Genomic DNA, 24,133 nt, shown 5'->3' on the forward strand with positions numbered 1-24,133 from the left:
GCGCGCGCGTTTCCATCCTCCTAGGACACAGAGCCATGGATGGCCTTGTTACGACCGAGTGGCTGGCCGGCGCCGGGCATGTGCTGGTGCTGGACGCGACCTACACCTCGACGATCCCCGGATCGCCGCCACGCAACCCACGTGCCGAGTTCGAGGCGGAGCATATCGCCGGCGCGCGCTTCCTCGACCTCGACAGCCTGATCGACGAGACAAGCCCGCTGCCTTCCACCGTGCCGCCGGTCGCCAAGATCGCCGAACGGCTGCGCGCGCTGGGTGCGGACACCGAGACGCCGATCGTCCTTTACGACAATGGCCCGCACCACACGTCTTGCCGCGCCTGGTGGGTGCTCCGGCTGGCGGGCGTCGATGTCGCGCTGCTCGATGGCGGCATGGCCAAGTGGAAAGCCGAAGGGCGCCCGACCGAGAGCGGCCCGCACCGGGCCGAACCCGGCAGTTTCGAACCGCGCGCGCCCAAGACCGAGATGCGCACGCTCGACCAGATGAAGGCCGAGACCGGGCAGGTCGCCGATGCCCGCTCGGCCGCGCGCTTCACCGGCGAGGAACCCGATCCCCGCGCCGAAGTCGCCGCCGGCCATATCCCGGGCTCGCGTAGCGTCCCCTATCCGCGCTTCTTCAACGCCGACGGCACCTGGAAGCAACCCGAGCATATCCGCAGCGTATTCGAAGACAGTGGTATCGATCTCGCCCAGCCACTGGTCACCACCTGCGGCTCCGGCATCACCGCCGCGATCCTGGCGTTCGGCGCGCATCTGCTCGACAACGAGGCTGCGCTTTATGACGGCAGCTGGACCGAATGGGGTAGCCGCCCGGAGACGGCCAAGGCATTGGGTCCCGCATGAGCGAGAAGCAGGACAAGACCAAGGTCGTCACCGCCGGACGGCGCAAGGAATGGACGCAGGGCATCGTAAACCCGCCGGTGTGGCGCGCCTCGACGATCCTGTACGAGGATGTCGCCGATCTGCGCGCGAGCGGGGCGAAGGACACGCATCATCGTCTGTTCTACGGCCGCCGCGGCACGCCGACGCAGTGGTCGCTCGCCGAGGCGCTGACCGAGTTGGAGCCGGGCGCCGAGGCGACCCTGCTCTACCCGTCGGGTGTCGCCGCCATCGCCACTACGCTGCTCGCGATCCTGTCGCCCGGCGATCATCTGCTGATTCCCGACAGCGCCTATGACCCCACCCGTAACCTTGCCAACGGCATGCTCAAGCGGATGGGGATCGAGACCAGCTATTACGACCCGCTGATCGGCGCGGGCATCGCGGCGCTGTGCCAACCGAATACCAAGGCGATCTTCCTGGAGAGCCCGGGCAGCCTGACCTTCGAAGTGCAGGACGTGCCGGCGATCGTCGCGGTCGCCAAGGATCGCGGCATCACCACCCTGCTCGACAATACCTGGGCTACCCCCCTGCTCTTCCCGGCGATCGAACTGGGGATCGACTACACCATCCTGGCCGCGACCAAATATGTCGTCGGCCATTCGGATGTGATGCTGGGTTCCGTCACCGCTGCGCAGGGCAAATACCAGGCACTGCGCGCCGCCACCTACCAGCTCGGCCAGACCGCGAGCCCGGACGATGCCTGGCTCGGCGCACGTGGCCTCAGGACCATGGCGATCCGGCTCGAGCAGCATGGCCACGCCGCGCTCAAGATCGCCGAATGGCTCAAGACCCGCCCCGAAGTGGCGCGCGTGCTGCACCCGGCGCTTCCCGATTGCCCGGGGCACGAGATCTTCCACCGCGACTTCAAGGGCGCCTCGGGCCTGTTCAGCTTCGTCCTGAACGGCGGCGATGAAGCGGCCCGCGCGGCGCTGATCGACACGCTCGAGCATTTCGGCATCGGCTATAGCTGGGGCGGCTTCGAGAGCCTGGCGATCCCGGTCGACCCCGAGCGCTATCGCACCGCGACCAGATGGGAAGCCGAAGGCCCCGCCATTCGCCTGCAGATCGGCCTCGAGGATGCAGACGACCTGGTCGCCGATCTCGAACGCGGCCTCGCCGCATTCCGGGATGCGCGCGGATGATGCAGCGCTTCGGTGACTGGCTGGCGGGGCACAACCTTCCCGCGCCGCCCGAGCTCACCGAGGCTGGCATCGCCGTTGCGCTCGCCCTCGCGGCACTGGCGCTGGGCTGGCTCGCCGGGCGCAAGCTTGGCCCTCGCATTGCCGGGCTGTGGACGCACGAGGGCGAGCACGGCCCGGTGTTCAGCGGCCGCGTCTGCGACGTCACTCGGCATGGCAGCGCCACGCTGCTGCTCGGAATCATCCTCAACGCCTGGCCCTGGCATCCGCTTTCGGCGCTGATCCTGGGCTTCGCCACCGGCGCCGCGGCATCACGGGCAGCCGTGGCGATCCTGCGCGGGCTCGGCCTGCCGCGCGGCATCGCCTGGGCCGCCGGCGCGCTCGCCTTCGCCGCGATCTTCACGCATGCGATCGGCGGCTTCGACGCGACCCGGGAAATCCTGGAGCGGGTCGGCATCGATATCGGTCGGCGGCGGCTGACACTCTTCTCGCTGGTCCAGATCAGCCTGACCGTGCTGCTGCTCATCGCCGGCGTCCGCCTGGTCGATCGCCTGGTTTCGCAGTGGATCAAGAGCGTTCGCGGTTTCGACCCCACCCAGAAGCTGCTCGTCCAGAAGCTGGCGACCATCGTCGCGGTGATCGCTGCCTTCTTCATCGGCATCGATGCGCTCAAGATCGACCTGACCGTCTTCACGGTCTTTTCGGGCGCGTTCGGCCTGGCGATCGGCTTCGGCCTGCAAAAGACGATCGGCAACCTGATCGCCGGGATCATCCTGCTGATGGACCGCTCGATCAAGCCGGGCGACGTGATCGTGGTGGGGGACAGCTTCGGCTGGGTGAACCGGATCGGCGTGCGCGCGGTCAGCGTGGTCACCCGCGACGGCAAGGAGCATCTGATTCCGAACGAGAATCTGATGACGCAGGAAGTGGAGAACTGGTCCTATACCGATCGCAACGTCCGCGTCCGCATCCCGGTGACCATTGCCTATGATTGCGACTTGAAGCTCGCCCAGGCGCTGATGCTGCGTGCCGCGAAGGAGAGCCCGCGCGCGCTCAACAACCCGCCGACCAATGTGCGCCTCACTGCCTTTGGCGAGAGTGGTGTCGAGCATGAGATATTGTGCTGGATCAACGATCCCGAAAGCGGCGTGGGCAATGTGAAGAGCGATGTGCTCAACCGGCTCTGGGTGCTGTTCCAGGAGAATGGCATCAAGCTGCCGGTGCCGCGGCGCGACATTCGCATCACCCGCGGTGACGCGAAGCTCGACTGACATCCAACATCGGCCGCACCGCCGACTCGCCGATGGGCACGAAGTGCACGCCAAGAGCCAGTTTTCGCAGCGCTTAAGTTGACACAATTCCCGCGAACGCCGCGCATCTCGCAATATCCTTGCGCAAGCGTGATCCTATCTTTCCAACAAATCAAAGAGCGGCCGACCCGGCACAGGGAGCAAAACAGCCGAAATCCTACATTGCAAGCACAGGCCATTGCCCTTTGCGGGGGGCGCTCCTTATCTGGAGCCCGTGCCTTCCTCCTCCGTGACCGCCCGCATCGCCAACGGCGTCGCCTCGATCCTGCCGGGGGATTGGGACGCGTGCACCGACGGGCGCAATCCGTTCGTCAGCCACACCTTCCTGTCGATCCTCGAGCGATCCGGGTCGGTGAGCGCGCGCGCCGGCTGGCAATCGCTGCCGATCGTGATCGACGATGCGCAAGGCCGTCCCGCCGCGATTGCGCCTGCCTATGCCAAGAGCCACAGCCAGGGCGAATATGTCTTCGATCACGCTTGGGCGGATGCCTGGGAGCGCGCCGGCGGACAATATTATCCCAAGCTCCAAGTCGCCGTGCCCTTCACCCCGGTGCCGGGCCCCCGCCTGCTGCTGCGCGACGGCGCGATGGCGCCCGGGCTGATCGCCGGGATCGAGGCGGTGACCGATCAGAACCAGCTTTCCTCGGCGCACGTCACCTTCCTCGACGATGCCCAGTTGCCGCTGTTCGAGCAGGCCGGCTGGCTGGTCCGGGCGGGCACCCAGTTCCACTGGGCGAATAAAGGCTATGGCGACTTCGAGGAATTCCTGGGCGCGCTCGCCAGCCGCAAGCGCAAGGCGATCCGCAAGGAGCGCAGCGGCGCGCTGGCAGATGGGCTGACCATCCGCCATCTGAGCGGCACCGAGATCAGCGAGGCGCATTGGGATGCGTTCTGGGCCTTTTACCAGGACACCGGCAGCCGGAAGTGGGGCCGGCCTTATCTCACCCGCGAATTCTTCTCGCTGCTCGGGCAGGAGATGGCGGACCAGGTGCTGCTGATCCTGGCCTATCGCGGCGACACGCCCATTGCCGGTGCGCTCAACCTGATCGGCGCCGATGCCCTGTACGGCCGCTATTGGGGCGCGATCGAGGAAGTGCCCTTCCTCCATTTCGAGCTCTGCTACTATCAGGCGATCGACGCCGCGATCGCGCGCGGGCTGAGCCGCGTCGAAGCTGGCGCGCAGGGCGAGCACAAGCTGGCGCGCGGTTATGCGCCGGTCACCACCTGGTCGGCGCATTACCTTCCCGATCCGGGCTTCCGCCGCGCCGTTGCCGACTATCTGGCAAGCGAGCGCGAAGCGATCGCGCAGGAACAGGAATATCTTGGCGAGCTGACGCCCTTCCGCCGCGGCGGTTAGTGGCGGGCCTTCTTGTGCTTCGCCTTCGCCGCCTTGTGCGTCGGGCTGGGCGACGGGGACGGCGTGGGCGTCGGCACCGGCGATTCGATTGGCTCGGGCACCGGGCTGGCCTCGGGATCGGGGAGGCTGCTGCCCCCCTGATGCCCCTCGCGCAGGATGATGTCGCGTTCCCAGCGCGGCACCGGCAACTCGCCCGGCTCGATCACCGGCGCGGGGACGCTATGGTCGATCTTGAACAGCGCGCTTGCACCGTCGCGCCATAGCGGGATGAGGCCCTGCTCGAAGCGCGGGTTATAGGCCGGCGGCTCGATCATCCAGACATAGTCGAACGCATCGCGCGGGAAGCGCGCCAGCGCCCAGGCGATCGGGCGCCAATATTCGCGCGGGCACTGCACGTCGGTGACCATCTGCGACGGATCGTGCGCGAAGCGCTGCGCGGCGGCATAGCGCACCGTGAGCAGCTGGCCGCCGGCCATCGACCATTGATCGTTTGTATAGGCAAGCTTGCGCTCCAGGGCGAGCGCCGGGACGTGCTGGAGCCGCGTCTGCTTCCATTCATAGCGGCAGGTCTCGCCGACGAACGTGATCAGCCGCGCGCCCTGGGGCAGATGATCGAGCGCCTTCAGCTCGCGATCATAGGTGCCGCTGTAGAGCGCGAAGCTCCAAGTGGTCGCAGCGATGCGCACGCAGAAGAATGCCATGCCGAGCGCCGCCATCGTCGCGGCGCCGCGGATCGACAGGCCCGGCTTGGGCCGGATCGCGAGGATGCCCACCGCCAGCAGGAACGGCACCAGCCGCATGTCGGCATAGGCCGAGCCGAACACGACGCGCGGCAGGAAGATGTACACCAGCGTCAGGAAGATGCCCGACAGCGCCAGGTTGCGCGAATATTGGATGTTCGGATCGCGCACCGCCTTGAACAGCAGCAGGAACAGCACGCCCACCGAAGCCAGGTCGAACAGCTGCCAGCGGTCGCGGAAGACCTGGGTGATCCACAGCATCTTCGCGCGCCAGTTGAACATGTCGAACGTCTGGCCCGAGACATGATCGCCCGAACGCCACAGCACCATCATCACGGCGGGAGGCGCGAGCACGATGCACTGCAGGCCGGCATAGAACCAGGGCAGCACCCAGCCACCCCAGATGTCCTGCTTCCACGGCACATGCGGATTGCGGCGCAGATCGTGCTGACGGATCAGCTCGGCCGAGAAGGCGAGGATGCCAAGCAGCCCCCAGCCATAGGTGTGGCAGATCCAGATCAGTACCGAGATCGGCACGAACACCATCGTCCGGAAGGCGAACTTGCCCAGCCGCGCCAGCCGCAGCCACCAGCCGAATGCGAGCAGCGCGAACGCCATCGACAGCGCGAAATTGACGAAGCCAAAATGGAAGGGGAAGGCATAGGCGAGCGGCAGCGCGATCAGCGCGGTCGCCGGGATGCGGCCGTGCACCTCGCGCGCGATCCACAGCATCCCCGCCACCGTCATCGCTGGGATCGCGATCACCACCAGCTTCACTGCCAGCTCGAGCCCGAAGACATAGTGGAGCGGGAGGACGAGCAGGTCGACGCCCAGATTGCCCATCAGGCTCCAGCGGAAGTCGTACCACTCGCGCAGGAACGGATATTGGTCATAGGTGAACTGGACGCGGTAGCGCCCCATATGCCCGGGCAGGTCGACCAGCGGCGGAATCGTCGGCCAGAGCAGCGGAATGATGGCGATGAAGGCGCAGAGGGCCACGAACCGTCGTGTCTGCCACCAATGAAGCTCCGGATTCCCCTGCATCCGACCGCTATTACCGCTGCCCTGCGCTCCCAGACAAGCCGCCATTATGCGCAACGCGATATATCGAGGACATGCCGTTGCTCCATTCGAGCGTCACGTCACGCGCAAGCGCCGGCTGCGGCTTGAATCCGATCACCCAGACATGGGTGAAGGTGCCGCGATCGAAGTCGCGGATCGCGGTCTCCGGATCGGTCGGCCGATAGGCGCAGCCAAGCGGATAGACGAGCTGTGAGGGGTCGGAGGCATAGGGCTCCGCGCCCTCATGCCGGTGGCGCAGCAGCTGCTGGCCCGGCAGCGTCCATTGCGCACTCTCGAACACGTCGCGGCGTGCGACCGCCATGCCGGAGATGTGCCCGAGGCGGCGGCTCACCCAGTCGGTCGCGCAATTCTCCTGCGCGAGCACAAGCACCGCTGCCCCGCGCGGCAAATGCGGCACTGCCTCCAGCGCCTGTTGCTGGGGCTCGGCGGCGATCAACATGCTGATCGTCCCCGCCACGGTGCGTATGACGAAGAACAGCGTCGCGCCGATCGCAACGGCGCGCTCCCACTGGGCAGGGGGACGGATAGAAACCAGCGCGATGGCCACCGCCGGCCCCAGCAGGCGCATATCGGCATAGGCGCCCGCGGCGACGGTGAAGGGAAAGACCAGGAACGCCAGCACTCCGATCAGCGCGGCGGCGCCGGTGGGCGAGTCGAAGCGCCAGCCCGGACGGCGGACCGCCGTGTACAGCAGCAGCGCGAGCGCGAGCACGTTGGCGACATCGAACCATTTCCACCGGTCGCGCAACAGCGACGCGACCCAGCCCGGCTTGGCCCGCCACTGGTAATAGACGACCGAGCTATATTGCGTCGCCACGGTGAGCAGCGCCGGGCCACCCAGCGGCACGCAGGCGAGCACAGCGCCCAGAAGCGCGGCCCGCCAGGTCTTGCCGTCGGCGCGCAGCCGGGCAAGCTCGGCGGCGAAGGCGAACAGGCCGAACATGCCCCAGCCGAAGCTGTGCGCGAGCCACAGCACGAAGGAGATCGGCACGAACAGCGCCGCGCGGAGGCTGAGCCTGCGCTGACGGCCCAGGCGGATCCACAGCGCGAGCGCTGCAATGGCGAGGGCGCTCGCCAGCGCGAAGTTCACGAAACCGAAGATGAAGGCATAGCCATAGGCGAGCGGGAAGGCCGCGAGCGTCGCCGGCGACATCCGCCCGCCGCTCTCGCGCGAGAGCCACGCCAGCGCGGCGGTGGTGAGCAGCGGGATCGCCACGATCGTCCATTTGGCCGCGGCCTCGACACCCATCAGCGGCGTCAGCGCATAGACTATCCCATCGACGCCCAGATTGCCGATCAGCGCCCAGTGATAGGTCCAGTGGCGCTGAAGATCGATGGAGTCCCGGATCGTGGCGGCGATGTGATAGCGCCCGATATGCGCGGGCAGGTCGATCAGCGGCGGCAGGGCCGGCCACAGTAACGGCACGCACGATGCCAGGATCGCGGCAAGCGCGAACCAGCGCGTCTCCCACCAGCGAAGCGCCGCCGCCTGTTCCATCAATGGTGCGATGCCAGCCGATAGATGCGCGGGGCGTCGCTTCCAGTGTTCACCGGCACCAGCCACTCGGGCACCGCGCCGGCGCGCAGTTGCTCGGCCAGGCTGTCCGGCGCGCGCGCCGCCTTGGCGAAGCGATCGAGATCGCCGTCGCAAAAGGCGACATAATCGATCCCCCATGCCCTCGCGATCGCCTCCGATTGCGCGGGCTGCCCCAGGAAGAAGTCAACCATGGCACGATTCCCCCGATTGTTACGATGATAGGGTGCCGCCAGCACCGCGTGCGGCGTGGCGGCGAGCGCATAGGCGCCGATGTCGAATGGCGCGAGCAGGCGGCCCCGCGGCAGTGCGGCGAGACGCGCGAGGCTATCCGGCGCGGTGCAGTTCGCGCCTGGCTCGGGCCTTGGCGGGAAGATCGCGGTGGCGGCGATCGGATAGAGGATGCCGGTAGACGCGATCCAGGCAACAGCGAGCACGAGACTGCCGTGCAGTCGCGCAGCGCCGATCATCACCGCCAGCCCGGGCACCGCGAGCAGTACCGCGGCATAGGCCCCGCGCAACTGGAAGCAGGTGACCGCGAGCGCCGTCAGCATCAGCGCCGTCAGCACCCACCAGCCAGCCTCACGCCGCCTCCAGGCGACAGCCAGCGTGGCGGCCAGCCCGACCAGCGCCAGGCCGGCATAGGCAATCGCGTTGGAAGGCGAGGTGCCAAGCAAGGTCTGCGCCTCGCCCACCTTGCCCAGCCAGAGCCGGGCGAGCAGCGGATCGACCGCGCCATAGGGATGGAGGCATTGCGGCGCGAGCAGCAGTACCGCCGCCAGCGCCGCGGCACCGGCGATGCAGGCCGCAATTGCCCGCGCGTGCAATGTCGCCGTTCCGGCAAGTCCGAACAGCGCCAGCGCCAGCGGTGCCAGCGATGCACACTGCGCCGCGCGCCACAGAAGGGCGGTGAAGCCGTCACAGGCAGGCACATCCCAACCGCTCGTCCGCAGCAAGGCGCCCGCCCCGGCCAGCGCAAGCGGCAGGGCAGTTCCGAAGCCGAACAGCCGATCCCGGCTACCGGGTGCGTCCATCACCCAGAGCAGCACCAGAGCTGCGCCGCCGACAGCGAGCAGCGGCAGGGTCTCCAGCCCGATCGCCAGCGATGCCGTGATCGCCAGCGCGGCGAGGATCCCGGCACCCAGGGTGCCGGTGCCGAGCAGCGTGCGCACCAGCAGCAGGATCAGTGCCATCTGCAGCGCGTGATGGTCGATCCTCCCGGGCAGGAACAGGCTGGTTGCGGGGTAAGCGAGCGCGGCCAGCAGGATCGCCGTCACCGCTGGCGCACCGAGGCGGCGGGCGATGCAGCCGGTCAGCGCCAGCGCGAAGAAGAACAGGAGCGCCGGCGACACGATCACCGCGCAGAGCTCTGCACCATGGTTTCCGAGCAAGGGCGCCAGGATCATGATCAGTGCGGCGGGCAGCAGATCGGGCAGCCGCGACCAATGCATCTCCAGCCCCGGCGGAGGCCCGAGCCGATGTTGGGCGAGGTCGGCGAACCCCTGACCCGCCAGCCAGTCACGGATCAGCTGGAGCCGCACCATGTCGTCGGTGTCGGGAAGCCGCAACGCCGCGAGATCGTGCCACCCGCGCAGCGTCCAAACCAGGCTCAATCCCACGGCAAGCAGCAGCGCGACCAGCCAGTCGCGCCATGCATCCCAGGGCAGGCTCGTTTCCATGGCTCGGGGCTAGGGCAGTTTGGTTAATCCCGCGTTAGGCGCGGCTTCAGGATATCCGCTCCACCAGCACCGACTGCTTCTGGAACTGCGCGTTGCCGTAGCTGGTGAGGAACGAGACATCGGCGGCGTCGCGCCCGATTCCGATCTTCGCCATGCCGGCCTCGGTCGCCATGCCGGTCGCATCGACGAGGTGCCATTCGCCGCCCAGGAACACTTCGGCGACTGCATGGAAGTCCTGCGGCTCGACGCCAAGCGCATATACACTCGCCATCCGGGCGGGGATTCCCGCCGCGCGCACGAGCGTGATCAGGACATGCGCATAGTCGCGGCAGATGCCCTGGCGGCGCACGAAGGTGTCGAGCGCGGTCGTCTCCGAATTGCTGATGCCGGGGACATAGGAGAAATTCTGCTCGATCCAGTCGCGCATCGCCATCACCCGCGCGCCGCCGTCCAGCCCGCCAAACTCGGCCTCGACAAAGGTCTGGAACTCCTCGGACGGGCAATAGCGCGACGCCATCAGATACTGGACCGTCTCGGCCGGCAGGAAGCGCGGCTCGACGCGCGGGAGCGCCAGGCAATCGCTCAGGATGCGCTGCACCGAGACGGTAGCCGTATAGTCGACTGCCATCCGTCCCTCGGCGCGCACCCAGATGCGGTCGCCGATCCCGTCCTGCGCGGCGATGCGGGCGAAATGCTCGCACGGCGCCACCTGGATATGCGCCGCCTCGATCACCTGCTCGGGGATCGCCGCCGCTTCGAGCTGGAGCAGCACGTCGGTCGGCCGCTCGAAATAATAATCGAGATGGGTGCGGATCGAGAGTTTCATAGCCCGCGCAACGAGCGGCACTCACCCGAGTGCCGCTTGCGCAAGAATAAACCCTTAGAGATCGCGGCGGCCCAGCAGGCGCAGGCGCAGCGCGTTGAGCTTGATAAAGCCCGCCGCGTCGCGCTGGTCGTAGGCGCCCTGATCGTCCTCGAAGGTCACGACCTTCTCGCTGTACAGGCTGTACGGCGACTTGCGGCCGGTGACGTTCACGCTGCCCTTGTAGAGCTTGAGGCGGACGGTGCCAGTCACCTTCTCCTGGCTATGATCGATCGCCGCCTGGAGCATCTCGCGCTCTGGGGCGAACCAGAAGCCGTTATAGATGAGCTCCGCATAGCGCGGCATCAGCTCGTCCTTGAGGTGCGCGGCGCCGCGATCGAGCGTGATCTGCTCGATGCCGCGATGGGCGAGATGATAGATGGTGCCGCCCGGCGTCTCGTACATGCCGCGCGACTTCATGCCGACGAAGCGGTTCTCGACCAGGTCAAGGCGGCCGATGCCGTGCTTGCGGCCAAGCTCGTTGAGCGCGGTCAGCAGCGTCGCCGGGCTCATCGCCTCGCCGTTCAGTGCGACGCCGTCGCCGCGCTCGAAATCGATGGTGATGACCTCGGGCACGTCAGGCGCGTCCTCGGGGTTCACCGTGCGCGAATAGACGTAATCGGGCACTTCCTCCCACGGATCCTCGAGCACCTTGCCCTCGGACGAGGTGTGGAGAAGGTTCGCGTCGGTCGAGAAGGGCGATTCGCCGCGCTTGTCCTTGGCGACCGGGATCTGGTGCGCTTCCGCGAACTCGATCAGCCGGGTGCGGCTGGTCAGGTCCCATTCGCGCCACGGCGCGATGACCTTGATGTCGGGGTTCAGCGCATAATAGCCGAGCTCGAAACGGACCTGGTCATTGCCCTTGCCGGTGGCGCCGTGGCTCACCGCATCGGCATTGACCAGCTTGGCGATCTCGATCTGCCGCTTGGCGATCAGCGGGCGCGCAATGGATGTCCCGAGCAGATAAAGGCCTTCGTACAAGGCATTCGCGCGCATCATCGGGAAGACGAAGTCCTTCACGAACTCCTCGCGCACGTCCTCGATGAAGATATGCTCGGGCTTCACGCCGGCCATCTCGGCCTTCTTGCGCGCCGGCTCGAGCTCTTCGCCCTGGCCGAGATCGGCAGTGAAGGTCACCACCTCGCACTGATATTCCTGCTGGAGCCATTTCAGGATCACGCTCGTGTCCAGACCGCCCGAATAGGCGAGGACGACGCGGTTGATCTTGTCCGACATGGGGCGACTCCAAAGGATGTACGGGGAAACGGCGTGGGCCTTACGGGTGCGTGACCGCTTCCGCAAGTTTTGCCGCTGGGGCATGCTGCTCCCCATCGACTCGGGAGGGGCAGATGGCCGAGATCAAGACCAAGGCGACCGAGGTGCAGGTCGCGGATTTCATCGCCGCGGTGCCGGATCCGGTGCGCCGGACGGATGCCGAAGCACTCCGCGCGATGATGGAGCGGCTCATCGGCGAGCCGGCCAGGATGTGGGGCCCGTCGATCATCGGCTTCGGGCGTTATGCCTATCGCTACGAGAGCGGCCATTCGGGCGAGATGTGCCGGATCGGTTTCTCGCCCCGCAAGGCCGAGCTGGTCCTTTATGTGCTCGACGGCGATGGCGACCAGAGCGCGCTGCTAGGCCGGCTCGGCAAGCACCGGAGCGGCAAGGGCTGCCTCTACCTGAAGAAGCTGGCCGATGTGGACGCGGGCGTTCTCGAGGAGCTCGTCCGCGCCAGGATCGAACGGATGGAGGCTACCTACCCCGCCTGACCGGCCTGGCGCAGCGTGACCTTGTGCGGCTCGCGCAGCGCCCGCTCTTCCTCGAACATGTAATCGCGAGTGAGCGGCAGCGCATCGCGCGAGCGGGAGAATTGCAGCTGGTAGTTGACCAGCCCGCCGTGGCGGAAGCTGACCACGCAGCCCGCGAGATAGAAGCACCACATGCGGTAGAAGCGCTCGTCATAGAGCCCGACAATCGCGTCGCGCGCCGCGACGGTCCGCTCGTACCAATGCTGCAGCGTCTCGGCATAATGGAGGCGGAGCACCTCCACATCGGTCATGAAATAGCGCAGCCCCTCATAGCCCTGGGCGATCTCGGAGAGCGCGGGGATATAGCCACCGGGGAAGATGTACTTGAGCGTGAAGGCGTCGGTGACGCCCGGCGCGCCCGCCCTGCCGATCGTGTGGAGCAGCATCACGCCTTCCGGCGTCAGCAACTCGCGGACCTTGCGGAAGAAGGTGCGGTAATGCGGCGTGCCGACATGCTCGAACATGCCGACCGAGACGATCCGGTCGAAATGGCCGGTGACGTTGCGATAGTCGATCAGCTCGAACTTCACCTTGTCGGCCACGCCGGCATCGAGCGCGCGCTGGCGGGCAACCTTGATCTGCTCTTCGGACAGCGTGACGCCCAGCACTTCGGCGCCGGTCTTCTCATGGATGTAGAGCGCCATGCCGCCCCAGCCACAGCCGATATCGAGCACCTTCATGCCCGGCTTGAGCGCAAGCTTGGCGACGATATGCGCCTTCTTGTCGAGCTGCGCCTGTTCCAGGCTCATGCCGGGCGCGCTGAAATAAGCGCAGCTGTACTGCCGGTCGGTATCGAGGAAGAGGTCGTAGAGCGTGCCCGACAGGTCGTAGTGATGGGCGACGTTCTGCTTGGAGCGGTGCTGCATGTTGATGCGTCCGATCCGGAACTTCACCGCGTCGAGCAGCTTCTTGAAGGGGCTCGGATAGAGCATCGAGCTGTTGTCTTCCCAGCGATTGTTCGCCGCGAAAAGCGTGAGCATGTCGAGGATGTCGCCTTGCTCGATATCGACATCGCCGTCCATGAACGCCTCGGCCGCGCCGAGCGAGGGATCGCGCAGGATGCGCCGCGCTGCGCCTGCTCCGAAACGGATCGTAACCGGCTTGAGCGCCGGATCGGGTTCGCCGAAAACCCGCTGCGTGCCATCCTCGTGGATAACAGTGAGTTGTCCGCGCTTCACTGCACGTGCGAAAAAACGATCAATCAACGCCATTACGCCGTCACCATCCGATGCCAGCCCCCCGTAGCGACACCTTAGGGCCGCTCGGTTTTTCCGCAATATTTCCGCATATGCGAAGAATCAGATTCCGGCATACCATTCATAGCCGGCGATATCCTCCCAGAAGCCGCCCTTGCCCCGGCCGATCCCGTCCAGGGTCGCCACAGCCTCGATCCGCATGAGGTATTTCGCGTGCTTGTAGCCTAGCTGGCGCTCGACCCTGAGGCGCAGCGGCGCGCCATGCCCGACGCCGAGCGGCTGGTCGTTCATCGACCAGGCCAGGATGGTCTGGGGATGGAAGGCATCGATCAGGTCGATCGATTCGTAATAGGGGATCTTGCGCTGGCCGAACACGTCAGCGCAGTGGAAGACGATATAGCGAGCGCCGTCCTTCAGGCCCGCCAGCTGGAGGACCTTCTCCAGCTGCGGCCCCTGCCATTTGCCGATCGCGCTCCACCCCTCGACGCAATCGTGCCGGGTGATCTGCGCGCGCTGCGGCAGCGAGCGTAGCTGGGCGAGGCTGAGCGACAGCGGGCGCTGCACCAGCCCACCCACTTGCAGCCGCCAATCGGCGAAGTTGTTGGCGACTAGCGCGTTATATTCGGGCGTGCCGGGATTGGCGGTGCCATTGGAGCGGAAGCGCGGGCTGCGCTGCTCGGGCCGAAATTCGTGCGCCAGCGCCGCGCGGCCGTTGACCGAGCGCTGGAGGAAACGGTGCGCATCCTCGGCGCCGAGCAATATCGGGCTGTCGGTCCAGGCGTCGCAGCCGGTGAGCAGCGCCGCGCCACCAGTGACGATCAGGCCGCGCCGGGTGATCATGCTTCGTCCTCCGGCACTTTCCACCAGCCGGTGATCATCGAGCGGACCTCGCCTACCGGCCCGGCCAGGATCACCAGCGTCAGGTGCACGACGAAGAACAGCGTCAGCAGTGCCATCGCGATGAAGTGGAGCGAGCGCGCCGACTGCCGCCCGCCGAAGATGTCGACCAGCCACGGCCACATGCCGGGCGCGAGCGCCAGGCCGGTGAAGATCAGCAGCGGCAGCAGCACGAACAGCACGCCGGCATAGCTCGCCTTCTGGAAGAGGTTGTAGGCGCGCGGGTCCCTCGGATCATGGAAGCGCATCGCCCAATGCGCCTTCAAGTCTTCGCCGATATGCGCCGCGCTCAGTTCTGCGCGGCGGATGCGCAGGTCGCGCTGGATATGCCGGTTGGCCAGGCTCCACAGCAGGTAGATCAGCAGCGAAAAGGCAAGCACCAGCGCGAAGAACAGATGCCAGCGCCGCGCGCCGGCCAGGTCGTAGGTCGAAGGCAGCGTAAGCCAGCCGGGCCAGCGCGGCAGCTCCAGCCAGGCATGGTCGAAATTCGCGCCATATTGCCCCCAATAGAGCCGGGGGTGCGCGTTGAAGATCATCAGGCCGCTCGGAATCATCACGATCACGGCCAGAGCATTGACCCAATGCCAGATGCGCGTGATCAGCCGGTGGCGATAGACCTGCATGGCCCGTCCTTAGCCGATCATCCGTAGGCGCGCACGAAGAAGACGATGGTCGTCCCGCCGGTCACCAGCAGCGTCCACAGCCGCACCAGCCGATGCGAGAGCTTCTTGCCGATCCGCGCGCCCAGCCATCCGCCCAGGATTCCACCGGCGAGCATCGGCAGGCAGGCCGTCCAGCGCACCATGCCGATGCCGATGAAGACGAATGCCGCCGCGAAGTTCGCCACCGCGAGCATCAGGGTGCGGATCGAGAAGAGCGAGCGCGGGTCCGCGGCTGCCAGCAATCCATAGACCGCGGTGGTGATCAGCCCCACGCCGCCCCCGAAATAGCCGCCATAGATGCCGAGCAGGCTCTGCGCGGTGATCAGGGTGCGCGGCCCGATGGTGACGCGCGCGTGCAGCCAGTCCGAGGCGTGCCGGCCGAACGCCATCACGACGAAAGCGAAGAGCAGCAGCCAGGGGATGATCAGGTCGAACGCGCGCGTCGGCGTGAGCACCAGCAAAGTGCTGCCGACCAGCCCGCCGGCGAAGGTGATCCCGGCCAGCACCCGCACCGACATGCCGCCCACCGGCGCCAGCTCGTCGCGATATTCCCAGGCGCTCGCCCCCGCGCCCGGCAGCAAGGCGACGTTCGAGGTGGCGTTGGCGATGTTCGAAGGCAGGCCGAGCGCGATCAGCGCGGGCAGGGTCGCAAAGGTGCCCCCGCCCGCCAGCGCGTTCATCGCGCCGCCGAGCACACCGGCGGCGGCGGGAAACAGCATGGAAGCAAGATCGAACGGCAAGATGTTCCCCGGGGAGGCCGGGGCCCAGATGCAGCAGGTACGCGAAAAAAGCGAGCCTTAGCCCAGCGCCGCCATCTTCTCCTCGGCCTCGCGGTCCATCTGCGCGCGGCTCTTCTTCTCGGCGGCGGTCTTGAGCTGGCCGCAGGCGGCGTCGATGTCGCGTCCGCGCGGCGTGCGCACCGGCGCCGAGATGCCCGCCGCGAAGATGATGTTCGAGAAGGAGCGGATCCGCTCCGGCGTCGAGCATTCATAGGGCGCGCCGGGCCAGGGGTTGAACGGAATCAGGTTCACCTTGGCGGGCAGGTCGTACTTCTTGAGCAGGCGGACGAGCTCGCGTGCATCGGCGTCGCTGTCGTTCTTGTCCTTCAGCATGACGTACTCGAACGTGATGCGCCGGGCATTGTTGGCGCCCGGATAATCGGCACAGGCCTGGAGCAGCTCCTCGATCCCGTACTTCTTGTTGATCGGCACGATCTCGTCGCGGACTTCCTTGGTGATCGCGTGGAGCGACACCGCCAGGTTCACGCCGATCTCCTCGCCTGCACGCGCCATCATCGGCACCACGCCGCTGGTCGACAGGGTGATGCGGCGCTTGGAAAGCGCGAGGCCTTCCCCATCCATCACGATGGCCAGGCCGTCGCGGACATTGTCGAAATTGTAGAGCGGCTCGCCCATGCCCATCATCACGATGTTGGTGAGCATGCGGCCCTCGGGCTGGCTCGGCCATTCGCCGAGCGAATCGCGCGCGAGCATCACCTGGCTGACGATCTCGCCGGCCGTCAGGTTGCGCACCAGCCGCATCGTGCCGGTGTGGCAGAAGCGGCAGTTGAGCGTGCAGCCGACCTGCGACGAGACGCAGAGCGTGCCGCGGTCGGCATCCGGGATGAAGACCATCTCGTAATCCTGGCCGTCGTCCGAACGGAGCAGCCATTTGCGCGTGCCGTCGGTCGAGACCTGCGCCTCGACCACTTCCGGGCGGCCGATCACGAAGCGTTCGGTGAGCCAGGGGTGCTGCGCCTTGGCGATGTCGGTCATCGCCGAGAAATCGGTGGCGCCGCGATTGTAGATCCAGTGCCAGATCTGCTTGGCGCGCAGCTTGGCCTGCTTGGGCTCGAGCCCGGCATCGGCGAGCACCGCGCGCATCTGGTCGCGGGTGAGGCCGATCAGGTCGGCACGGCCGTCCTCGCGCACCACCGCGGGGCGGGGCACGGGCACGGGATCGATGTGCCCGGGGATGGGCATAGGTTCGATGTGCCCGTGGACGGGCGGGGTCGCGGCCGAAGCTGTCTGCATGGCCGCGCACATAGTCCATCTGGCGCGATTATTCCAGTGACCCCAGCGCTTTGAGGCTGATGCGCAGCGATTCGACCAAAGGCGTGTGCGGCTCCTCGCCCAGAAAGGCGACCAGTTCCCGATTGTCGAGCCGCAGCGGGTGGCTCCAGAAGGGGCGCATCTCGATCAGCTCGCGGATCGTCGGGTTGAAGGGAGCGATCAGCGGGAGGAGGACCCAGGGCAGCCGGGCGTGCTTCACCTTGGCCCCCGCCGCCTGCGCGATCGCCGCCGGGAAGGTGCTGCCGTCGGGGTCCCAATGGCCGGCGAAATGGAAGCGGGCGAAGCGGGGGAGCCCTTCCTCTCGGTCGAGCAGGCGGGCGAAGGTCTCGCCGACATCGGGGAGATAGGCCCAGGCATGGCCGGCGCCCTTGCGGCCCGGGTTGGTGACCTTGGTCACTGGCTTGCCAGCGGCGATCATGCCCTGGGAGAGCCAGCTATTGCCGGGCCTTGGCCCATAATAGTCGCCTGCGCGCAGGATCACGGCGCGGACGCCCGACTCCGCGAGTCGCGCCTCCATCGCCTTGCGAATATTGCCTTTCCGCGTGGCCGGCTGCTGGGCCGACTCGGGGTGGGCGACCGGGGTCTGGGCCGGGTCGTAGTTATAGATGGTGCCGGGCAAGGCGAGGCGTGCATCGTTGGCCAAGGCGGCCGCGATGCTGTTGTCCAGCATCGGCAGGACGCGCTTGTCCCATTCGCGATAGCCCGGCGGGTTTACCGCATGGACCACCGCCGAGACGCCTTCCGCCGCGGCCATCACGTCGGCGCGGACCATGGCGTCGCCTTCGAACCAGGCGATCTCGGGATCGAGGCCGGGGCGGATTTCCCGCACCAGGCCGCGCACCTTCCAGCCCCTGGCGAGCAATGCCCGCGCCGTCTCGCCGCCTATCCCGCCCGTGGCGCCGAGCACCAATGCCGTCCTGTTCATTCCGGTCTCCCTTAGTGGCTAAGTTCACACCGGTGGACGACTTGCAGATAGAAGGAAATTGCCTAACCTTGCTAGGTGGCCTACACATATTTGATGAACCTCGTGGATTGGGAGCAGCAGCGCGCCTTCCTGGCGGTGCTCGAGACCGGGAGTCTTTCCGGAGCGGCTCGGCGTCTGAACGTTGCGCAACCGACCGTTCGGTCGCGGATCGTTGCACTGGAGGCCGCGCTGGGCACGCCGCTGTTCACCCGCTCGCCCAGTGGGCTCACCGCCACGGAGAGGGGCGCGGCGCTGCACGAGCATGCCCGCGCCATGGCGCACGCTTCGGACGCCTTCATTCGCACTGCCTCGGCCGAACCCGACGAAATCGCCGGCACGGTGCGCGTCACGGCCAGCGAAGTGATCGCCGTGGAGGCGCTGCCGCCGATCCTCGCCGCGCTGGCGCGCCAGCATCCGCGCCTGGCGATCGAGCTCAGCCCCAGCAACCGCAACGAGGACGTGCTGCGCCGCGAGGCCGATGTGGCCGTTCGGATGGTGCCGCCGCGCCAGGAGGCTTTGGTCGCGCAGCGGATCGGCGTGGTGCCGCTCGGCGCGCACGCGCACCCGGATTACCTCGCCGGGCGGCCGTTTCCCGAGCGCTATGCCGACCTTGCCGGGCATCGCATCATCGGCCCCGAGCATGATTCGCCGACCCTGCGCGCAGTGCAGGCAGCAGGGTTCCCCGTGAACATCGGCGACCTGAGCTTCCGCAGCGACAGCGACCATGCCCAGCTCGCCGCGATCCGCGCCGGGCTGGGTATCGGCATCTGCCAGGTGCCGATCGGCGCGCGCGACGGGCTGATCCGGCTGCTGCCAGACTTCCGGTTCGACCTCGAAACCTGGGTGGTCTGCCATGAGGACCTGCGCGGGCTGGCGCGCGTCCGCACCGTGTTCGACGCGCTGGTTTCGGGCCTGAAGGCCTATCTCGGCTAATCCCATGGGAGCCACGACGCACCGCGATTGGCTTGTCCTGTTGCATCCCTGCCACGCCCTTCGCGTTCAACAGGATGCGTTAGAGTGTTTTTGGAGTGCAGTAATGAAGCTTATCGCTACCCTTCTCGCCAGCGCCACGCTGGCAATCGCGCCGGGCGCCATGGCGCAGACCGCGGCCCAGACGGCCCCGGCCCCGGCCCCAGCCGCCGCACCGGCAACCAATGCCACGGTGACCGACGCCGAAGTCGCGCAGTTCGTCACCGTCGCGCTCGAGATCGAGAACATCAAGAAGGACGCCACGGTCCCCGAAGCGGACAAGCCTGCCAAGATGGCGGCAGCGGCAACCAACGCCGGCGTCGATCCGGCGCGCTTCAACGCGATTGGCCAGGCAATGGCGACAGACACCGTGCTGAACAAGCGCATCCAGACCGCAGCCGCCGCCAAGGTGGCCGCCAGCGGCGCGGCGCCGGCTGCCAAGCAGCCGTAATCCGTCGGTAGAAATCACGATGGGCCCTCCCTACGAAAGTGGGGAGGGCTTTTTTCTTACGTCATAATTGGGGGCAGGTGGCGCGGCCCCTACCCCTTCGCACATCCCAGCGCGGCCGCGTCGATCGCGGTGGCGGCGCCCTTGAGGGCGTAGCTGTCCGCAAAGGGCACGCCATTCGCGGCCATCGTTTCCACGCTCATGCTGCGCCCCGAACGCATCGCCGCGACGATGGCGGCGTCGGTGCGCGCATCGGGCGCCCAGGCATCGGCATCGCCGGCCTGCAATTCGAAGCGGCGCTCGCCGATCGACAGCGTCACCCGCGCATTGGGCGCGCGTGCGCGGCTCAGCCGGATATGGAGCTGGTTGCGCACATTGTCGCGCGGCCAGGTCGCGATGCTGGCAAAGGGCCGGGCCTCGCGATATTTCTCCACCGGCTGCGCGATGGCGAAGCAGCGCCTGGGCGAAGGATCGCGGAACGCGCCCCAGCTGTCATAGACGCCGAGCGGCACGCGCGCCTGCGCCAGCAGGAGGAGCGCCAGCGCGCTCATGCCGGCGCCGCCCCGCGCCCGGTGCCGAGGTGCACCACCGTCTCGACACCCTGCTCGATCCTGACCACCGATCCCTGTGGTAGATCGGGCGACACGGGTGCGCCGAATTTGGGGCTGGCCGGCTGACCGGTCATCACGCCGCGCAGGATCCGGCTCGACATGCCGTGCATGATCACCAGCCGGTCGCCGGGATCGTCATCGGTATCGGCGAGCCAGGACGAGACGCGCACCGCGATCCCGTCATACCATTCGCCGCCCGGCGGCGGGCGCGTGTAGAGCCCAGCCTCGATATCGAGGAAACCGGGCGCCTCGGCCATCAGGTCGGCATAATAGCGCCCGCTCCACTCGCCCATGCCGATCTCGACCAGCCGGTCGTCGTGACGGGCCTGGTGCCAGTCGAGCTCGAGATGCTCGGCGATGATCGCCAGCGTCTGCAGCGCGCGGCCGGCGCTGGACGACCACATGGTCAGCCTGGGCTTGGGCCCCAGGATCTCGCGCAGCGCCGCGCCCATCTGGTCCGCCTGGGCGAAGCCGGCGCGAGTGAGCGGGGTGTGGGGATGGTCGCCCTGCATGCGCCGGGCGATGTTGAACACGGTCTCGCCGTGGCGGGCGATGAAGTCGCGGCCTTTGCGGTGGTTTGTCACGGGGCTGTTGAAGCCTGGACAGGCGGGGAAAGGCAATGGCGAAATTGGCGAGGGATAACCACCCCGCCCCATCGTCATCCTCAACTTGTTTCAGGATCCAATTCTCGGCGAGCCATGGAAAAGAGATGCGAGGCCTTCGCCTGCCGCACCTTGGATGCTGAAACGCGTTCAGCATGACGGAATTGGGAGCGTGCCTGCAAACGGACGACCCGTGCACCGCGCGCGACGATCGCCATTTCCGTAGCGGAAGCTGTGGCAAAAAGGCAACGCAAACAGTCGTTTATCTGAGGTTCATGAAACTTCCGACTCCCCAGCCCGGTTGAGCCGTCCGTTCGCTTGTTCGCGAGCCAGTACCCAAGGAGTTGTTATGCGTAAGCTTGTTTTCGTCGCTGCCCTCGTCGCCTCTTCGGCACTCGCAGCCCCCGCCTTCGCCCAGGATTCGGATACGAACGCTGGCGGCTTCCATGTCGGCGTGATCGGCGGTCTCGACATCCTCCGCCCCGGCAGCACCGAGGATTCGGATCTGCGCGGTGACGACCAGAGCACCGAAGGTTTCCTGTACGGCGCCGAGATCGGCTATGACGTTCCGCTGGGCGACAAGGCCTTTATCGGCGTCGAGGGCGAAGTCAGCAAGGCGACCGGCAAGGTTCGCTACGACACGCCCGATCCCAACGACTTCGGCTATGGCCAGGTGAAGACGGGCCGCGACCTGTATGTCGGCGGCCGGGTCGGCTTCCTCGCCAGCCCCACCACCAAGATCTACGCCAAGGCCGGCTATACCAACGCGCAGCTCAACCTGCTCGCTTCGGACGGCACGAGCCGGCTCGAGGACCGCTATAATCTCGACGGCTGGCGCGTCGGCGCCGGCGTGGAGAAGTCGATCGGCAGCAACACCTACGCCAAGCTCGAATATCGCTATTCCAACTACAAGGACGCGAATTTCGAATATGCCAATGGCGCGACGACGAACCAGTTCAACGTCGACACCGATCGCCATCAGATCGTGGCGGGCTTCGGCTTCCGGTTCTGAACCGGCCGCACCGCATCATTTTGGTGTGCATGAAGAGGGTCGGGGCGCTTGCTCCGGCCCTTTTTGCCGTTAAGGGTATTGACCGGATTAGTCCCGGTACCGGGTTAGATTCGGGCAATTAGCCCCGGGGGTTCTTGATGAAGGCGACGATCGAACGCGCAACTCTTTTGAGGGGCCTCAGCCACGTCCAGTCCGTGGTCGAGCGGCGCAACACGATCCCCATCCTGTCGAACGTGCTGATCGAGGCGCAGGCCGGCGGCACGATGCGGCTGATGGCGACCGACCTCGACCTGCAGATCGACGAGACGATTGCGGCCGCAGTCGACCAGCCCGGCTCGGTCACCGTGCCGGCGCACACCTTGTTCGACATCGTCCGCAAGCTGCCGGAAGGCTCGCAGGTCGAGCTTTCGGCCGCCGAGGGCCGGATCACGGTCAATGCCGGGCGCGCGCGCTTCACCCTGTCGACGCTGCCGCGCGACGATTTCCCGATGATCGCCGAGGGCGAGCTGCCGACCGTGTTCGAGCTGCCAGCCGAGACGCTCAAGCAGATCATCGACAAGACGCGCTTCGCGATCTCGACCGAAGAGACGCGCTATTACCTCAACGGCATCTATCTGCACGTGACCGAGGACACGATCCCGGTGCTGCGCGCCGCCGCGACCGACGGCCACCGGCTTGCCCGCGTGACCGTGGCCCGTCCGGACGGCGCCGACGCGATGCCGGGTGTGATCATCCCGCGCAAATGCGTGCAGGAGCTGCGCAAGCTGCTCGACGAAGTCGACGGTTCGATCGGCGTGTCGCTGTCCAACTCCAAGATCCGCTTCGACCTGGGCCAGGCGATCCTGACCTCGAAGCTGATCGACGGCACCTTCCCGGACTATACCCGCGTCATCCCGACCGCGAACGACAAGCTGCTGAAGCTCGATCCGAAGAGCTTCATGGAAGGCGTCGACCGCGTCTCGACCATCGCGACCGAGAAGACCCGCGCGGTGAAGATGGCGCTGGAGCGCGACAAGATCATCCTGTCGGTGACCAGCCCCGAGAATGGCGCGGCCGCCGAAGAGGTTCCCGGCGACTATGCCGCCCTGCCCTTCGAGATCGGCTTCAACAGCCGCTACCTGATGGACATCCTCAACCAGATCGAAGGCGATTCGGTGGAAGTCCATCTGGCCGACGCCGCGGCGCCGACGCTGATCCGCGAGAACGACAAGTCGCCGGCGCTGTACGTGCTGATGCCGATGCGGGTGTAGGCGGGCATCGCACCTTCGTCGTCATCCCCGCGAAGGCGGCGATCCAGAGCCAAGACCAGAGCTGCGCGCGGCATGCCTTGTCGTGTCCGGCAAGCGTGCGCTCAATGCGCAGATTCACACGCCATTACCCTGGATCCCCGCCTTCGCGGGGATGACAACGTAACGGGCGACAGCCCTGTGCGCTTACAGGAGTTGATTTCCTGACCCGGCTCCTATATTGACACTATTGTCAGTAAGGGATTCGCTTCCATGGCCACGCAACCCGCGCCGCAGACCTTCAACCCCGGCGTCCCGATGAAGCGGGAATGGGGCACCGCGTTCCGCGCGCTCGGGCGGCTGCTCGCCAATGGCAACGACACCGAGCAGGTGTTCCGCATCATGCGCGCGCTCAATGGCGACGCGACCGGCAAGAGCTATCGCAAGCTGCTGACCATGCCCGAGGGCGGGCGCATCGCCTATCAGCATGTCGAGCTGGCGCAGCGGCTGACCGACCGCGCCTGGATCGACAGCTTCGCCGAAGGCACCGTCGGTGCCGCCTATCGCAACTTCCTCGATTCGACCGGCTTCTCGGCCGACGGGCTCGTCCAGGTCAGCATGGCCGAGGGCGCATTCCAGAATGCCGATGTCGAGCACCCCTATGCCTGGATGGGCCGGCGCGAGCGCGACATCCATGACCTGTGGCACGTGATCACCGGCTATCAGGCCGACGAGCATCTCGGCGAAGCCTGCCTGGTCGCCTTCTCCTTCGCGCAGACCGGCGGGCTCGGCTGGGGGTTCATCGGGCTGGGTGCGGCGCTGAAGAGCATCCGCATCACCGGCAAGCTCGATTTCTTCCGCGCGGTGATCGAAGGCTACGCCCATGGCAAGCAGGCCGGCTGGCTGCACGGCGAGGATTACGAGACGTTGCTCAACGAGCCGCTCGACCAGGTCCGCCGCCGGCTGCGCATCGGCGATCCGGCCAAGTACCGGATCGCGCAGGCAAGCCTGGCCGCGGCGGGGCTGCAGGGAATCTAAGCCCCGGCCTGCCCCGCCCCCACGA

The 24,133-nt window shown here is 66.8% G+C and carries 23 protein-coding genes; 10 read left to right on the top strand and 13 right to left on the bottom strand.

The features are described 5' to 3' along the window. Positions 1-35 precede the first annotated feature (35 nt). The 4 genes from AC1RPL_RS14350 to AC1RPL_RS14365 all read left to right on the top strand — a co-directional run bounded on the left by AC1RPL_RS14350 (position 36) and on the right by AC1RPL_RS14365 (position 4,705). Positions 36-860 (top strand): sulfurtransferase, encoded by an 825-nt coding sequence (locus AC1RPL_RS14350; RefSeq protein WP_493070005.1) that lies wholly within the window; start codon positions 36-38, stop codon positions 858-860. Beyond that, positions 857-2,041: a cystathionine beta-lyase gene (gene metC, locus AC1RPL_RS14355; protein WP_493070007.1), complete on the top strand. Its 1,185-nt coding sequence runs from the start codon at positions 857-859 to the stop codon at positions 2,039-2,041. Before AC1RPL_RS14350 ends, metC begins: the two co-directional genes overlap by 4 nt. Beyond that, positions 2,038-3,309: a mechanosensitive ion channel family protein gene (locus AC1RPL_RS14360; RefSeq protein ID WP_493070009.1), complete on the top strand. Its 1,272-nt coding sequence runs from the start codon at positions 2,038-2,040 to the stop codon at positions 3,307-3,309. The genes metC and AC1RPL_RS14360 overlap by 4 nt, the downstream gene beginning before the upstream one ends. A 253-nt stretch (positions 3,310-3,562) precedes the next feature. Next, a complete protein-coding gene (locus AC1RPL_RS14365) occupies positions 3,563-4,705 on the top strand; it encodes a GNAT family N-acetyltransferase (protein WP_493070011.1) in 1,143 nt (380 codons plus the stop codon). Here the strand turns inward: AC1RPL_RS14365 and AC1RPL_RS14370 are convergent. From AC1RPL_RS14370 to AC1RPL_RS14390, 5 genes are read right to left on the bottom strand one after another with little or no spacing between them, the layout of a single operon-like run. After that, complete coding sequence (locus tag AC1RPL_RS14370; protein WP_493070012.1) at positions 4,702-6,489, bottom strand: hypothetical protein; 1,788 nt, start codon at positions 6,487-6,489, stop codon at positions 4,702-4,704. The two genes, AC1RPL_RS14365 and AC1RPL_RS14370, sit on opposite strands and share 4 nt — an antisense overlap. A 10-nt stretch (positions 6,490-6,499) precedes the next feature. Further along, positions 6,500-8,026, bottom strand: coding sequence for a hypothetical protein (locus AC1RPL_RS14375; RefSeq protein ID WP_493070014.1), 1,527 nt, complete (start codon positions 8,024-8,026; stop codon positions 6,500-6,502). Then, positions 8,026-9,741 carry a hypothetical protein gene (locus AC1RPL_RS14380; RefSeq protein ID WP_493070015.1) on the bottom strand — a complete coding sequence of 572 codons (1,716 nt, stop codon included), beginning with the start codon at positions 9,739-9,741 and terminating at the stop codon, positions 8,026-8,028. Before AC1RPL_RS14380 ends, AC1RPL_RS14375 begins: the two co-directional genes overlap by 1 nt. 46 nt (positions 9,742-9,787) lie before the next feature. After that, entirely contained in the window at positions 9,788-10,567 is a 780-nt protein-coding gene (locus AC1RPL_RS14385) for a transglutaminase-like domain-containing protein (protein ID WP_493070016.1), read from the bottom strand. Between the two features lie 54 nt (positions 10,568-10,621). Further along, complete coding sequence (locus AC1RPL_RS14390; protein ID WP_493070018.1) at positions 10,622-11,839, bottom strand: argininosuccinate synthase; 1,218 nt, start codon at positions 11,837-11,839, stop codon at positions 10,622-10,624. Between the two features lie 113 nt (positions 11,840-11,952). Here AC1RPL_RS14390 and AC1RPL_RS14395 point away from each other — a divergent pair, with 113 nt between their 5' ends. After that, positions 11,953-12,372, top strand: coding sequence for a DUF1801 domain-containing protein (locus AC1RPL_RS14395; protein ID WP_493070020.1), 420 nt, complete (start codon positions 11,953-11,955; stop codon positions 12,370-12,372). On the opposite strand, the gene AC1RPL_RS14400 is transcribed toward AC1RPL_RS14395, so the two are convergent. The 6 genes from AC1RPL_RS14400 to AC1RPL_RS14425 all read right to left on the bottom strand — a co-directional run bounded on the left by AC1RPL_RS14400 (position 12,360) and on the right by AC1RPL_RS14425 (position 18,163). Then, positions 12,360-13,622 (bottom strand): class I SAM-dependent methyltransferase, encoded by a 1,263-nt coding sequence (locus tag AC1RPL_RS14400; RefSeq protein WP_493070022.1) that lies wholly within the window; start codon positions 13,620-13,622, stop codon positions 12,360-12,362. The two genes, AC1RPL_RS14395 and AC1RPL_RS14400, sit on opposite strands and share 13 nt — an antisense overlap. An 87-nt stretch (positions 13,623-13,709) precedes the next feature. Beyond that, on the bottom strand, positions 13,710-14,447 hold the full coding sequence (locus AC1RPL_RS14405; RefSeq protein ID WP_493070023.1) for a molybdopterin-binding protein: 738 nt from the start codon (positions 14,445-14,447) through the stop codon (positions 13,710-13,712). Further along, complete coding sequence (locus AC1RPL_RS14410; protein ID WP_493070025.1) at positions 14,444-15,127, bottom strand: cytochrome b/b6 domain-containing protein; 684 nt, start codon at positions 15,125-15,127, stop codon at positions 14,444-14,446. Before AC1RPL_RS14410 ends, AC1RPL_RS14405 begins: the two co-directional genes overlap by 4 nt. Positions 15,128-15,144: 17 nt before the next feature. Then, the gene (locus tag AC1RPL_RS14415) at positions 15,145-15,885 is read right to left on the bottom strand and encodes a sulfite exporter TauE/SafE family protein (RefSeq protein ID WP_493070026.1); all 741 of its coding nucleotides are present in this window, start codon (positions 15,883-15,885) and stop codon (positions 15,145-15,147) included. 78 nt (positions 15,886-15,963) lie between these two features. Continuing rightward, a complete protein-coding gene (gene rlmN / locus AC1RPL_RS14420; RefSeq protein WP_493070934.1) occupies positions 15,964-17,148 on the bottom strand; it encodes a dual-specificity RNA methyltransferase RlmN in 1,185 nt (394 codons plus the stop codon). 79 nt (positions 17,149-17,227) lie between these two features. Further along, positions 17,228-18,163: an NAD(P)H-binding protein gene (locus AC1RPL_RS14425; protein WP_493070027.1), complete on the bottom strand. Its 936-nt coding sequence runs from the start codon at positions 18,161-18,163 to the stop codon at positions 17,228-17,230. A gap of 93 nt (positions 18,164-18,256) precedes the next feature. Between AC1RPL_RS14425 and AC1RPL_RS14430 the strand changes: the two genes are divergently transcribed. Then, entirely contained in the window at positions 18,257-19,135 is an 879-nt protein-coding gene (locus AC1RPL_RS14430; protein ID WP_493070029.1) for a LysR family transcriptional regulator, read from the top strand. 103 nt (positions 19,136-19,238) lie between these two features. Then, complete coding sequence (locus tag AC1RPL_RS14435) at positions 19,239-19,622, top strand: DUF4168 domain-containing protein (RefSeq protein ID WP_493070031.1); 384 nt, start codon at positions 19,239-19,241, stop codon at positions 19,620-19,622. Positions 19,623-19,711: 89 nt separating this feature from the next. On the opposite strand, the gene AC1RPL_RS14440 is transcribed toward AC1RPL_RS14435, so the two are convergent. Further along, the gene (locus AC1RPL_RS14440) at positions 19,712-20,170 is read right to left on the bottom strand and encodes an invasion associated locus B family protein (RefSeq protein ID WP_493070033.1); all 459 of its coding nucleotides are present in this window, start codon (positions 20,168-20,170) and stop codon (positions 19,712-19,714) included. Further along, on the bottom strand, positions 20,167-20,814 hold the full coding sequence (locus AC1RPL_RS14445; protein WP_493070035.1) for a histidine phosphatase family protein: 648 nt from the start codon (positions 20,812-20,814) through the stop codon (positions 20,167-20,169). The genes AC1RPL_RS14440 and AC1RPL_RS14445 overlap by 4 nt, the downstream gene beginning before the upstream one ends. 367 nt (positions 20,815-21,181) lie before the next feature. Between AC1RPL_RS14445 and AC1RPL_RS14450 the strand changes: the two genes are divergently transcribed. The 3 genes from AC1RPL_RS14450 to AC1RPL_RS14460 all read left to right on the top strand — a co-directional run bounded on the left by AC1RPL_RS14450 (position 21,182) and on the right by AC1RPL_RS14460 (position 24,108). After that, positions 21,182-21,844 (top strand): outer membrane protein, encoded by a 663-nt coding sequence (locus AC1RPL_RS14450; RefSeq protein ID WP_493070036.1) that lies wholly within the window; start codon positions 21,182-21,184, stop codon positions 21,842-21,844. Between the two features lie 137 nt (positions 21,845-21,981). Further along, positions 21,982-23,094, top strand: coding sequence for a DNA polymerase III subunit beta (dnaN, locus tag AC1RPL_RS14455; protein ID WP_493070038.1), 1,113 nt, complete (start codon positions 21,982-21,984; stop codon positions 23,092-23,094). A 249-nt stretch (positions 23,095-23,343) separates the two neighbouring features. After that, positions 23,344-24,108, top strand: coding sequence for a Coq4 family protein (locus tag AC1RPL_RS14460; protein WP_493070039.1), 765 nt, complete (start codon positions 23,344-23,346; stop codon positions 24,106-24,108). The last annotated feature ends 25 nt before the right edge of the window (positions 24,109-24,133 follow it).

This window comes from Sphingomonas sp. GW821-FHT12D09, from assembly GCF_058807215.1.